The organism is Allobaculum sp. Allo2 (genome assembly GCF_022701175.1).
Classification (GTDB): Bacteria; Bacillota_I; Bacilli_A; order Erysipelotrichales; family Erysipelotrichaceae; genus Allobaculum; species Allobaculum fili.
In genome coordinates this window covers 1-12,190 of the sequence record NZ_CP078088.1, presented here as the reverse complement: position 1 = coordinate 12,190, position 12,190 = coordinate 1, and the positions used below count along the sequence as shown (strand labels likewise).

The window sequence follows — 12,190 nt, the reverse complement described above, 5'->3', positions numbered from 1 at the left end:
ATGCGCTTATTCAGCGTTATCGCTTTTCCAGGGCAATTTCCACAGGAAGCGCCCGATTACGCGCCTCATAGCCTTTTCGAAACAGCAGGTAAATCAGCAGCCCAAGAAGGGCAAAAGCGACAAGGCTGAAGACGTTAAAGGCCACTTCGCCGGTGATCAGGCCGCCGATTTGATACACCATCAGCGCGATGGAATAGGCAAAGACGCACATGTAGCCGATCGATGCGAGCGTCCATTTTGTATTGTTCATTTCGCGCTTGATGGCGCCCATGGCCGCAAAGCAGGGGGCGCAGAGCAGGTTGAAAATCATGAAGCTCCAGGCAGCGAGGGCCGAAAAGTCGGCTGCGATCGCCGTCCAGATTTCCATTCCGTTTTCTGCCACGGGCCCGGCGGAGTACAGCACCCCAAACGTATTGACGACTTCTTCCTTGGCAATGAGGCCGGTAAATGTCGCTACCGTGGCTTTCCAGGCCATGTCTCCGATCCAGCCAAGCGGTGCAAAAATCCAGGCGATCGAACGGCCGATGGACGCCAGCAGGGAAACGTTGTTGTCTTCGACCATGACGAACTGTCCGTTCTCAAAGCCAAAGCTCTGTAAAAACCAGAGCACGATCGCCGAAGCAAGAATCAGCGTACCGGCCCGCTTGATGAAGGACCAGCCCCGCTCCCAGGTCGATGAGAAAATATTGCGCAGCGTCGGCATATGGTAAGCCGGCAGTTCCATGACAAACGGCGCCGGTTCTCCCGCAAACGCCTTGAACTTTTTCAGGATGATTCCGGAGCAGACCACGGCGGCGATGCCGATCACAAATGCGCTCACGGCGATCAGAGAACTCTGGCCGAATACCGCACCCGCAAACAGGGCGATAATCGGCATTTTGGCTGAACAGGGAATGAAGCCGGTCGTCATGATCGTCATCTTCCGGTCCCGGTCTTGTTCAATCGTACGGCTGGTCATAATGCCCGGAACGCCGCATCCCGTCGCAACCAGCATCGGGATAAAGCTTTTCCAGACAGACCAAACCGCCGAAACAGGCGGTCCATGATGAACGCCACGCGCGCCATGTAGCCGCAGTCTTCAAGAATGGAAAGCAGGAAAAACAGAACGAGAATCTGCGGCACAAAGCCGAGAACCGCGCCGACGCCGCTGATTATTCCATCCTGAATCAGAGAAGCCAGCACTGGATTGACATGCATCCAGACGAGCAGGTTTTCCACGCCATTTGGAATCCATTCTCCAAAAAGAACGTCATTGACCCAGTCGGTTCCCATAGTACCAATGGAAACCGCCGTACTGCCCATCGCAATCGTATAGATGATATACATGATCAAAATGAAAATGGGAAGCGCGAGCCAGCGGTTCGTCACGATCCGGTCGACCCGGTCGGAGAGGGTAAGATCTGATTTCCGGGCTTTTCGCGTAAAGCAGTCTGTAAGAATTCGAGCAATCGCGTCATACCGCTGAGAGGTGATGATCGATTCGCAGTCATCATCCATTGCCGTTTCGATCTCTTTGCGAATGGCCTGAATCTCTGCCGTCTGTGCCTTTGAAAGCTTCAGTTCGTTCAGAACGCGTTCATCGTTTTCGAAGACTTTAACCGCATACCAGAAGCGGGTCTGCGTATCCGTTTTCGGGGCAAGAATCGCTTCGATTTTTTCAAGCGCTGCCTGTACATTCGCGCTGTACAGATCGAGAGGTTCGGGCTGGGAAGGCATTTGATGCAGGAGCTTTTCCAGTTCGTCCAGTCCTTCTTTTTCAGAGCGGAAATGGCGATTACCGGAATGTGCAGCTTTTGGGAAAGCTTCTGCAGATCGAGCGTGTCGCCGCTGGCCCGGACCAGATCGGCCATGTTAACGGCCAGGATTACCGGAATTCCCAGTTCAAGCAGCTGGGTCGTTAAATACAGATTACGTTCGATACTCGTTCCATCGACAATGTTCAGAAGCAGATCCGGCTTTTCCTGAAGCAGGTAGCTTCGCGAGACGACTTCTTCCAGACTGTAGGGGAAAGGGAATAAATGCCTGGAAGGTCCTGAAGGCGAATGGAAGAATCGTTTCTGAGCGGACCTTCTTTCTTTTCCACCGTTACGCCAGGCCAGTTGCCGGTGTACTGGCGCGCACCGGTGAGCTGGTTGAATAAAGTCGTTTTGCCGCAGTTGGGATTGCCGGCGAGTGCGATTGTCTTCATGCGTTTTCTCCTTTCCGCGGGCCCTGTCGGAAATTTCCTCGACTTCGATCATGGCTGCATCGGCTTTTCGCAAAGAGAGCTCATAGCCGCGCACATTCAGTTCCATAGGATCGCCAAGGGGCGCCACTTTTCGAATATAGACGGTCACGCCTTTGGTCAGTCCCATGTCCATAATGCGGCGCTTGACGGGTCCCGTTCCGCAAAGACGAACAATGCGAAGCGTATGACCAGGGGCAAATTCATTCAGAGTCATTGGGGCATTCCTCCATCAGAATGCGTCTGGCCATCGACGCATCGATCGCCAGACGGGTTCCTTTCACTTCTACAATCAGATTTTCTGCGATTTTCTGACGGACGACGAGTTTCGCCTGCGGAAAAAGCCAAGCTCGGCAAGCCGGGTACGCATTTTTCGCCGCCTGTGATCTTGGCGATCTGCAGGGGCGTGTCCTTGTCACAAAGGGATAAAGGCATCATGGATTCTCCTTTCAGCTGGGAATTGCAAGAACGTTCGGCAATAGTTAGGTTTAACTAACAGCGTTTAGTATAAGCTAATTGAAATGTACGTCAAACGGAATTTGTCCAGACTAACTATGTTGAATCCAATTGTGCAAACCGTCTGGTGAAAATGGTCTGACTAGACAAAGAAAAGCTGTCGGAAGAAAGAACTCTTCCGGCAGCTTTTTGCCCGTATGTTCTGTAAGGACGGTGTGGTCTGTCCTTTGATTTCGTTTCAGGCAGTCCGTCTCTGGATCCGCAGGGATCGAGACGTTCTGCAGACTGGTTTGAAGACAAGAAATACGTCCTGGGTGCATTCCATTCTCTGTTCTGTTTTGCCCGACAGAACGAGAGGGAAGAAGGCATTGAATGGGAGGGATTTCTTCGCAAAACGGATGGACGATCGCCGGTCCCTGCTCTGGCTTGCCCTCCACAACAGGAACGCAGGGATCGATGGGTTGTTAAATCGTACCAGTCAAAGGTTTGTTTCTGGCCAATGCCGATGGCGTAAATCGGATTCGACGAGAAGCTTTGATTACTTAGGAAGCTTTTCGCTGGATGGAGTCTTGCGCAGAGCGAGCATCGCATTGCTGAGTGCGGCTGCTTTTTCGTCTACGGCTTTCTGACTTGTCGGATGCTCCAGAGCGGCATCAGCAGAGGCTTTGGCGCTGCTGAAGGCGTTTTTGCCTGTGGTGCCAAATTCAGAGAGGTCAAGTTCTGCAGCTTTGGTGCAGGCGGCCTGCAGAAGCGTGAGATCGAATGTTTCCAGCTCATCAACGGTTTCAAGTCCGGCGATGGCGGCTCTCAGGTCTGCAGCGGCTTTGTTTACGTTTTCTGCGGTAGCGTACGTGCCGTTGATGGATTCTGCTGCCGCTTTGGCGCTTTCAAAGGCGCTCCAGGTAGCCTCTGTGTAGTTTTCGCTCTTCAGATCTTTTGCGATGTTGAGCTGTGCGTTCAGTGCATTTCTGGCGCTGCTGATTTCGTCGGCCGCAAAGTCGAGCCAGAGAACAACGTTTTCATTGTCGGCATCCGATGTACCAGCAGACAGCGCTTTGAGTTCGTCAGCGCTCAGGGCTTTAGAGAGAACCTTGATGTTCGAGAAGCCCATTTCCGACTTGCGGTCTGGCTTGTCGGCCATGTAGCCGATGGATGGGGTCAGCGCTTCGCTGGCGGATACGCTGCCGTTCACATCGACTGGATCGCCGGTGGCGACGCCGTCGATATAGGCGGTCAGAGTCTGGTTCGTACTGTCGTAAACGGCAGAGATTTCATGCCACTTGTTGAAGAAGCTGTCTTCGACATCATCGCCGCTTGCCTGGTACCATTCACCGTCCGTGGACTTCACGTATGTGTGAACCGCGGTACCGGTCTTGCCGGCATTCTGGTAGAAGCGCAGGCAGAAGGTGTTGTCGCCAAGCGAGAAGATGGTGCTGTATTTCTCGCGTTTATTGCTGCCGGATTCCCAGCTCCCGCTTTCGGAAGACTTGAGGGCTTCTGGAACGTAGAGCCAGCTCGAAACGGTAAAGCTGCCGTTTGCGATGGCGTTCTGAACTTTCTTGTTTGGATCCTTGAGATCCATGCCGCCGATCATGACGGTCTTGCCGTCCATTTCGTCGAGTTCTGCGGTGTGGTTGAGCGGTGTATCCAGATCGTTTGGACCAAGGTCATCGGCCACAGTGGAGGACTGAGAATGGATGGTGATGGATTTCTGTGCGGACAGATCGGTGCCGTTAATTTTGCTGGCCTTGACGATCAGCACGGTACCGTCATCCAGTTTGTTTGCGGTCAGAAGCTGTGCGTTCGCGCCTGTACCGGAAACGAGTGCGCCGCTGATTTCCTTGCCGCTTTCGTCGGTAACGGTCCAGTCGGCAGAGAAGATTTTCGCGTCAGCCGGAGTAACCGACAGAGTGAAGTCCATGGAATTGCCGGCGTCGAGGGTATCGGCATCGGAATTCAGGGCTGCTGCGGTAATGGTCGGGTTTTCATCCGCAGAGAAGAGCGGGGTGTCTTCACTGGTGTTGTCGATCCAGAGGACGGTGGACGCATCGGACGCTTTTGCGGATGCGAGCGTTTCGCCGTTCTTCGCTTCGGAGAAGACTTTTACGGATGCGAACTTGGCGTCGCTGTCGCGTCCAGTGGACGGGCAGGCACCCAGGGTGAAGTTGTAGCCGGAATAGTGCGGGTACGCGCCTTCTGTCAGAGTCTTTTCGGCTTTCTTGACGCCGTCGATGAAGACGATGATCTTGTGGGCGTCGGCATCAAAGACGGCCGTGTAGTTGTGCTGCTTGTTGAGCGTGTCGGCTTTTTCAGCATCCGACATCTTGTATTCAATCGGCTGCCAGTCACTACCGTCGTAAATGTGGAAGTCATAATAGCCTTCACGGAAACGCATGGCGAAGGTGTTGTCGCCCATACCGGCAAGCATGTTGTAGTTTTTCCAGATCGTCGGTGCGGCGTCGATGGAAATGGTCCAGGACTGGCCTTCGGTAAAGACGGATTTCCAGGTGTCTTCATGGCCGGTCTGAACGTAAGCGTCAAATAAAAGACGGGTATTTTCTCGACCGCCTCCTTGGGATAATTCCTTTATTCAAGGAGGCTTTTTCATGGAATCAATCATCCCTGCAATCGATCTCGGTATCGATTTCTCCAAAGTTAAAAACATCTATCTGGCTCAGATGCCTGCTGACCTTCGCAAAGGAATTGACGGTTACGTCTCCCTGGTTCAAGGACCTCTCGCTCTGGATCCGCTGGATGGATCCCTCTTTCTCTTCGTTAATCGACAGAAGAACAAGATCAAAGGTATCCTTCGTGACGGAAATGGATTCTGGCTTGTTTATAAGCGACTCTCCAGATCTTCCCTTCAGTGGCCTGTCAGCACTGACCAGTCCGACTTCATGCGAATTGACTGTTCGCAGCTGGCTTCTCTGCTTTCCGGTCTGTCGATTGTTCCCCAGCCGGCATTTCTGCCACGAACTTATAAGTATGTTTAAACCAATTTAAAAGGATGATTTTCTTGAAGGAATATCAAGATAAATCATCCCATTTACTTTATCTATCGCTCTAAATATGTTAAAATTAATACATGAATGTGCCGAACCCTTACCAGACAATCCGCAACGAGCTCCTCGAAGATCTTCATCATCAGATCAGCACCATGACGGAAGAAGAGAAAGACAAATTTATTGAGGATATGTACCTGGATCTCTATTTCGCTAAAGAAATCAATAAAGCCGTGAAAAGCGGCCGCTTTGGTCCTTCTACGGAAAAGATGGTTCCCTTGAAACTGGATTACTCTGAAAACGAGGACGGCGGCCCAGATATCAATATTCTGAATAAACAGCTGGCTCAGCTTGATCTGAAAGCCGATGTTTGTTTTAACCGGGCTGCGAAATATCAGGAAGAGGGAGACCGCTATCGTAAAGAAGCTGAAGATTTAAAGCTCAGTTCTGTTGAAGGAAGCAAGAAAAACCTTCCACCAAGTGCAGAAAGCAGGAAGCGGTCAAAGAAACCACTACCTTCAGTGTAGAAGGGGAAAAGCGCATTTGCCCAGTTTGCGGCTGTGAGATGAAAACTGTTGGAATGAAACGTCACTATAGGATTCATCGGATTCCCGCTCGCTATAGGCTGGAAGAAGTGCTGCGTGAGACAGTCGCGTGCCCAAACAAGTGTACGGATGAAAACGGGAAAGCCATCATCCGCACCGCCGAACCTGACGAGCCTGCACTGATCGACAAGAGTGTCGCAACTTCCTCTATGGTCGCGGGAATTGCCTACGATAAGTTCGTAATGGGAACCCCGGCCTATCGTCAGGAAAAGCACCTGAGTCTCACGGGACTGCCGATCAGCCGTCAGACCATGGGCAACATCCTGGAAAAACTTACGATCTTTATCTGAAGCCCCTCGTAAAACAAATGATTGAGGATCTCCCAAACTGTAACGTCGTCCATATGGATGAGACGGTTTTAAAGTGCACGGAGGTTAAAGATCGAAAACAGTCTTCTATGGTTGTCGCCGTCAGCGGAATCTATGAAGAGAACCAGATGGCTGTCTATAAGTTTTTCCCTTACAAGAAACAGGAGTTCGTAATCGCCCTCCTTGGCGGTTCTTTTCGTCATGCCCTTATGACAGACGGGCTTTATGCATATGCCAACTACTATGGCCCCTGCAGAAAGCTCAACTGTATGGCCCATGCGAGAAGAAAGATCTTCGAAGCCATCAAAGTCCGGTCAGACTTCGCGCAGTATCAGGCAGACGTCCTGAAGTGGGAAAAGACCACACTGGAGAACGACGAAGAGGCCGCAGAAGCGGCAGCCCAGCTGGACGAAACAGAGAGACCCGAACCAAGTCCGGGTCTCCAGATTCTGCTCACAGCCCTGTCTCTGTTCGGGAAGCTCTACCACATCGAATCCCACGTTGCTTCTTACTCGCACGAGGCGAGAACCGAAGTTCGGCAGGAACTTTCAAAGCCCTGCTTTGAAAGACTCACAAGAGTCATGATGGAGATTCAGAGTGGATTCGAGGAAAGAAGCACCGCCTACAGAGCAGCCAAGTACTTCATGGATCGAGCGAACTCGTTGGGAAGGTACCTGGAAGACGGTGATTATCCGATCGACAATAATGTGGCAGAAAGAGCCGTAAAGCCATTCGTGATCAATCGCAAAAACTTCCAGACTACGAAGAGTATCAAAGGTGCGGAAGTCGTCGCAGCGTTTATGACTTTGTTTCGATCGGCTGAAATGAACGACTTAAATCCAGAGCGCTACATGGAGTACGTTCTGGATGAACTCAAATGGTTCAAAGACGATGAAATCGCGGTAGATGTATTGAAGTCACTTCTGCCGTATTCAAAGGATTTACCTGAATATCTTCGAATTGGATACCGTGGACCGGATCCGAAGTATGAAGAAAACGATGAAGAATAAAAATACGTCAAGCGGGATCTCGAAAGGGATCCCGTTTAGCGTATCTAATATTCAGTCTCGCGTATACCCGTCGATTGTTTGACACTTACGTCTGAACGGTTCCGGCGAAGTTATATGCGTCGCCGTTTTTAACAATTTTCGCACTGCCAAGTTCCAGATCGTTATGGTTATTCGACTGGTCTTTGAGGTGCGTGATCTTCGTGCTCATGGCACGGATCTGCTCGACATAGCCTTTTACAAGTTCGGTGCGGTTTTTGTCCGCATTGACAATGTCCGCCTGGGCTTCTGGCATATTGAGCAGCGCATTATAGAGCGTCTCAACATCTTCGAGCTGGCTGTAGGAATACGGAATGAAGGAGTCCGCCTGTTCGATCAGTTCGGCAGCGCGATCGGCATCATGCTTTTCACGGTCGAACGTTTCGATCGTACGATAGCCTGCGGCGGTATCGGTCAGCGACTGATTGTCCATGGCACTTCCTTCCACCGGCAGAATGGTGAATTCCCACTCGTACGCTTTATCGTTGTAGAGCTGGTACTGGCTTAACGTATCTGGTCCGCAAGTCGCACCGCCGGTTCCGCGGCTGCCGTAGTTGACGCCGACCATGGTTTCCTTGCGCGGTTTAAGACCGTACGGGTGATCGGTGGAGTTCAGATCATCCGGTGTGAAGTGCAGAGCCTGCATTTCCAGCGGAGTCGTCGCAACGACAAGCAGGGTATCCTTGCCTTCGCCGGAAAGAGCCATCCAGTTCGTGTCGGTCATCGTTCCGGTGTCGTCGACTTTCAGATACGGGTAGAACAGATCGTCAACGGTCGACTCGTAAATGCCCTGGCGGGCGAACGTCTTGCGGTCGGAGAGGGACTCAACCGGTCCGTTTCCGTACCATTTCACATTTTCATAGCCTTCCGCGGTCGTCATCAGCGAGCCGACGCGCAGGAAGCTGCCCATGCCGCTGTGTGTGGCATCGACTTTCATATCCACTTTGACTGCGCCGTCGCCCAGAATGGTGTACGTCATGACAAGGGACGTATTGCCGACCTGCGGCAGGGTAACGTTCGTGATAATGACGTCATTATTGTCTGCGTCTTTGGAGGCGGAGATCGAGTCTACACGCAGTTCGTCATCGCCTTTCCACCAGTTCCAGTCAAAGCCGCCCTTATCGTTTTCGAACGTACCGCGCCAGAAGTTGGGTATTGGTCCGGTTTCAAGCATGAGCTTGTCGTTAAAGGTGTAGTTTTTGATGATGCCGGTCGATTTGTCGATTTCAAACGCGTACTTGTCGCCGGCAACGGTGTATTTGTCTTCTCCATCGGTGATGGATGCGGAATCCGAAGCGGCTGCGCGCGTTTTCTGGCCAGCAGAGGTTGGAATGGAAATCTGATCCCAGCAGAGAACGAAATCTTTATCCGCCCATTTTTCCTGGTCTTTTGTGGAAACGTAAAGGTTCAGATAATAATCCGCACCGTCTTTAATGGTCGCTGGCAGTTCGAATGGAACCGAAATGCTGCCGTGGGTCTGCGGTTTTACATCTACGTTCTGTGCCGTTCCGGTATTCACAACGATACCGTTTTCGAGAACTTCCCAGGTCACGTTGTATTCGTTCAGATTGGTGAAGCTGGATTCGTTGTAGACGTTGACTTTCTTTGCATCCAGATCGTCGACATCCGCGCTGAACCAGTAGTTCTTGTACTGATTCTTGACTTCCATCAGTTCCGGCTGGGGTTGCGGTCTGGCGAAACGAGGCCGTTTTCGCAGAACGAGTTGTCGTTTGGACGATCGCCCCAGTCGCCGCCGTAGCCGTAGAACTTGCCTTTGATTTCGTCCTTGTACAGGTTCGTACCATTGGTCTGACCCGACTTTGTGGAGTAGTAATCCCAGGCATCGACCTTGGCTTCCCTGTGATCATCCGCGGCATCCGCCCAGAAGAGAACGGAAGCGTCATCGGACTTGATGGCAGGATTTGCCGAATTCTGTCCGGCAATTTCTGCAGCGGTGGGGGCTTTGTTATAAATACGGCCCATCGCCACTTCACCGTTGAAGTAGCGGCCTTTTACCGTATCCGCGCCGACCTGGATCGCGTGATCCTGCGATTCGATGGATGCGGCAATCGTGCCTTCTTTCAGCAGTTTGCCATCGGCGTAAATTTTCGCCGTGCCGTTATCATACGTAGCGGCAATCTGATGCCAGCTGTTGTTCCAGTTGGCTGGTACGTCGCACTGGATGCCGGACCAGCTGTTTCCGCTCTTGACGAAGAACTCCAGCTTGCCGTCGCCGTTCATTTTCAGCGTGGTCTGATCATCGCCCTTGGACAGGAAGACATCGTCAGCCACAGTGGAATACGGTTTGACGATCGCTTCCAGCGTAAACGCCTTGCCGGAGCCGGAAAGTGCGCTGCCGACTTTGCCGTCAGTATCCGGATAGGAGAGGTAGCCGTTTAAAGACTGTGTAATATGGAACGTTTCGTCTGGCGTTTCGGAAGTGACCCACTCGCCGTTGGCTGTACCGGACAGACCTTTTTCTCGGTAACGCCATAGCTTACGCCAAGATTTTTCAGATCGACGGCGCGCGACTGGTCCACCCAGTCCCAGATAAAGCCGCCAAGCTGGTTTTCACTGGCGCGGATGGCATCCCAGTATTCTTTCAGGTTGCCGACGGAGCTGCCCATCGCGTGGGCGTATTCGCACATGACGTATGGCATTTTGCCTTCGCCGCCGCGATCCCATACGGTGCCCGTACTCGGGTACATGTTGGAACGCATGTCGGTACCCAGGTTGCCGTCGTTTCCTTCGGAATGAACCGGACGGGTACTGTCATGATTTTTGAAGTACCAGATCATGTCGCGCTGAAGACCGTTTGCGAAGTTCTTGTCGCTGTTGTAGGTCATTTCGTTTCCGATTGACCAGATCACAATCGACGGGTTGCTGCGCAGACGCTTAAAGGCGGTTTCTGTACGATCCAGACCGAGTTCGTAGAACCAGCCCTGCTTTTCGGAATTGCCCATGATCGCGTGGCATTCCATGTTCGTTTCGCCGATGAGGTACATGCCCCAGTCGTTGGCGAGCCAGTACAGGTAGTCGTCGTTGGAGTAGTGCGAAGTACGGATGGCGTTCAGGTTGTTCTGCTTCATCAGCTTCACATCTTCTTCGATAGCCGCCTGCGGAGTGGCCTTGCCGTGGAACGGGTCGGTGTCGTGACGGTTGGCGCCTTTCAGCAGCAGACGCTTGCCGTTAATTTTGATCGGGTCCCAGTGAGTGGTGGTGACGTTGTAGTTTGAATCGACTTCGGTGCGTGTGAATTCGACCTGACGGAAACCGAGCTGAGTCGAGACGGTTTCAGCAACGTTTCCATCGCCGTCCTTTAAAGTCAGAACGAGCGCGTAGAGGTTCGGATCTTCTGCGGACCAGAGTTTTGGATTTTTACGAGCGTAGTCAGCGATACGGTTCCCGTATTGCTGCTCTCGAGTTTTGGAATATCGACATTTTCATCGGTAAACAGAGCGGTGCCCTGGCGATCGTACGCGGAAGCGGAAAGCGTCCAGCCTCTGTTTTCTGCCGAAGAAAGGTTGCGGATATCGGCCTGGACGTTCAGAACTGCGTTGGTGTAGGAAGCATCCAGTGTTGTGGTGTAGTGATAGTCCTGAATCTGTACGAGCGGTGCGGATGTCAGATAGACATCGCGGAAAATACCGCCGTCATAGATCATGTCCTGGTCTTCAAACCAGGTTCCGTCGCAGAACTTGTGAACTTTGACAGCCAGCAGGTTCTCGCCGTCCATGTTGACGTAGTCGGTGATGTCGAATTTGTGCGGGCTGAAGGTGTCTTCGGAATAGCCGACTTCCTTGCCGTTCACGTAAACGTAGTAGGCGGATTCAACGCCGCGGAAATCGAGGTAAATGCGGCGGTCGCTTCCGCGCAGAGAATCATCAATGGTGAATGTCTTGCGGTACAGGCCGACCGGATTGTAGTTGGTCGGCGCAGCCGGGCAGTCTACATTGGTGTCGTATTTGGACTGCCAGGGCATCTGGGTGTTGGTATAGATCGAGAAATCAAATCCCTGGGTTGTCCAGTTCTGGGGCAGCGTAACGGATTTCCAGTCTTCGCCTTCGCCCTTCTTGAAATCGGTTTTGTAGAAGGCATGATCTTCCGTCATCATTTCATTGGCAAGTGTTTCATTCTGAACGACGGTCAGATCCCAGTTTTCGTTTTCCCCGGTCAGCATCTGCATTTTCTGAGATTCTTCACGGGCGTTGTAGTTCCATACAGCCTTCTGTGCAGCAGCAGAATTCTGATAGGGGATGATCTGGGTGCTGGCGGCTTCGCGGTTAATGCCGGTTACATCTTCTGCAGCCTGCGCGTTGCCGTCCACATCCGTGTAGTGGGTTCCCGTCCACATCCGTGTAGTGGGTTCCCGTCCACTCCTTGTGAGTGAACTTGGTTTTGTCGACGTTGGCTTTGATGGAATCCGCCGGACTCAGCCCTTGAGAGGGCGTTCCTTTCGCGGCGACGGGGATCGCCGGGAACGCGGAATAGGCCATCGCAGCAGAAACAAGCAGCGATAAAACCTTATGTTTCTTCATTCCAGTTTCTC

At 52.2% G+C, this 12,190-nt stretch carries 11 protein-coding genes and 4 pseudogenes; 4 read left to right on the top strand and 11 right to left on the bottom strand.

Annotated elements, in window-relative coordinates; all coding sequences use genetic code 11:
- Nucleotides 1–16: 16 nt before the first annotated feature.
- The 6 genes and pseudogenes from feoB to KWG61_RS00045 form a co-directional block, all read right to left on the bottom strand.
- Nucleotides 17–1,497, bottom strand: a pseudogene (gene feoB / locus KWG61_RS00070) (ferrous iron transport protein B).
- Nucleotides 1,480–1,644 (bottom strand): annotated as a pseudogene (locus KWG61_RS16780) (hypothetical protein); the annotation flags it as partial. The pseudogenes feoB and KWG61_RS16780, both read right to left, overlap by 18 nt.
- A pseudogene (locus KWG61_RS00060) lies at nt 1,566–2,188 on the bottom strand (FeoB small GTPase domain-containing protein). The pseudogenes KWG61_RS00060 and KWG61_RS16780, both read right to left, overlap by 79 nt.
- Before the next feature lie 40 nt (nt 2,189–2,228).
- Nucleotides 2,229–2,441 (bottom strand): annotated as a pseudogene (locus tag KWG61_RS00055) (ferrous iron transport protein A); the annotation flags it as partial.
- Complete coding sequence (locus KWG61_RS00050) at nt 2,428–2,643, bottom strand: hypothetical protein (RefSeq protein ID WP_242744585.1); 216 nt, start codon at nt 2,641–2,643, stop codon at nt 2,428–2,430. The pseudogene KWG61_RS00055 and the gene KWG61_RS00050, both read right to left, overlap by 14 nt.
- A 575-nt stretch (nt 2,644–3,218) precedes the next feature.
- Nucleotides 3,219–5,270: a LamG-like jellyroll fold domain-containing protein gene (locus KWG61_RS00045; protein ID WP_367614415.1), complete on the bottom strand. Its 2,052-nt coding sequence runs from the start codon at nt 5,268–5,270 to the stop codon at nt 3,219–3,221.
- Nucleotides 5,271–5,286: 16 nt separating this feature from the next.
- On the opposite strand from KWG61_RS00045, the gene tnpB reads away from it, so the two are divergent.
- From tnpB to KWG61_RS00030, 4 genes are all read left to right on the top strand, one after another.
- Nucleotides 5,287–5,673 carry an IS66 family insertion sequence element accessory protein TnpB gene (gene tnpB, locus KWG61_RS00040; protein WP_230268547.1) on the top strand — a complete coding sequence of 129 codons (387 nt, stop codon included), beginning with the start codon at nt 5,287–5,289 and terminating at the stop codon, nt 5,671–5,673.
- A 92-nt stretch (nt 5,674–5,765) separates the two neighbouring features.
- A complete protein-coding gene (locus KWG61_RS00035) occupies nt 5,766–6,209 on the top strand; it encodes a hypothetical protein (protein ID WP_242743428.1) in 444 nt (147 codons plus the stop codon).
- Between the two features lie 38 nt (nt 6,210–6,247).
- A complete protein-coding gene (locus KWG61_RS15655; RefSeq protein ID WP_256460690.1) occupies nt 6,248–6,577 on the top strand; it encodes a transposase in 330 nt (109 codons plus the stop codon).
- Nucleotides 6,578–6,594: 17 nt separating this feature from the next.
- Nucleotides 6,595–7,605, top strand: coding sequence for a transposase (locus KWG61_RS00030; protein WP_242743364.1), 1,011 nt, complete (start codon nt 6,595–6,597; stop codon nt 7,603–7,605).
- An 85-nt stretch (nt 7,606–7,690) separates the two neighbouring features.
- Here the strand turns inward: KWG61_RS00030 and KWG61_RS00025 are convergent, their stop codons facing one another.
- From KWG61_RS00025 to KWG61_RS00005, 5 genes are read right to left on the bottom strand one after another with little or no spacing between them, the layout of a single operon-like run.
- Nucleotides 7,691–9,310, bottom strand: coding sequence for a beta-galactosidase domain 4-containing protein (locus KWG61_RS00025; protein WP_242744584.1), 1,620 nt, complete (start codon nt 9,308–9,310; stop codon nt 7,691–7,693).
- Nucleotides 9,310–10,053 carry a LamG domain-containing protein gene (locus KWG61_RS00020; RefSeq protein ID WP_256460903.1) on the bottom strand — a complete coding sequence of 248 codons (744 nt, stop codon included), beginning with the start codon at nt 10,051–10,053 and terminating at the stop codon, nt 9,310–9,312. The genes KWG61_RS00025 and KWG61_RS00020 overlap by 1 nt, the downstream gene beginning before the upstream one ends.
- Nucleotides 10,038–11,039: a glycoside hydrolase family 2 TIM barrel-domain containing protein gene (locus KWG61_RS00015; protein WP_367614414.1), complete on the bottom strand. Its 1,002-nt coding sequence runs from the start codon at nt 11,037–11,039 to the stop codon at nt 10,038–10,040. The genes KWG61_RS00020 and KWG61_RS00015 overlap by 16 nt, the downstream gene beginning before the upstream one ends.
- Complete coding sequence (locus tag KWG61_RS00010) at nt 10,967–11,968, bottom strand: sugar-binding domain-containing protein (protein WP_242744582.1); 1,002 nt, start codon at nt 11,966–11,968, stop codon at nt 10,967–10,969. The genes KWG61_RS00015 and KWG61_RS00010 overlap by 73 nt, the downstream gene beginning before the upstream one ends.
- Nucleotides 11,925–12,179 carry a hypothetical protein gene (locus KWG61_RS00005; RefSeq protein ID WP_242744581.1) on the bottom strand — a complete coding sequence of 85 codons (255 nt, stop codon included), beginning with the start codon at nt 12,177–12,179 and terminating at the stop codon, nt 11,925–11,927. Before KWG61_RS00005 ends, KWG61_RS00010 begins: the two co-directional genes overlap by 44 nt.
- Nucleotides 12,180–12,190 lie beyond the last annotated feature (11 nt).

Coding starts and splice junctions, on each gene's coding strand:
- KWG61_RS00030 (WP_242743364.1), top strand. CDS start 6,595: ATGATTGAGGATCTCCCAAACTGTAACGTCGTCCATATGGATGAGACG.
- KWG61_RS00035 (WP_242743428.1), top strand. CDS start 5,766: ATGAATGTGCCGAACCCTTACCAGACAATCCGCAACGAGCTCCTCGAA.
- KWG61_RS00025 (WP_242744584.1), bottom strand. CDS start 9,310: ATGGAAGTCAAGAATCAGTACAAGAACTACTGGTTCAGCGCGGATGTC.
- KWG61_RS00005 (WP_242744581.1), bottom strand. CDS start 12,179: ATGAAGAAACATAAGGTTTTATCGCTGCTTGTTTCTGCTGCGATGGCC.
- tnpB (WP_230268547.1), top strand. CDS start 5,287: ATGGAATCAATCATCCCTGCAATCGATCTCGGTATCGATTTCTCCAAA.
- KWG61_RS15655 (WP_256460690.1), top strand. CDS start 6,248: ATGAAAACTGTTGGAATGAAACGTCACTATAGGATTCATCGGATTCCC.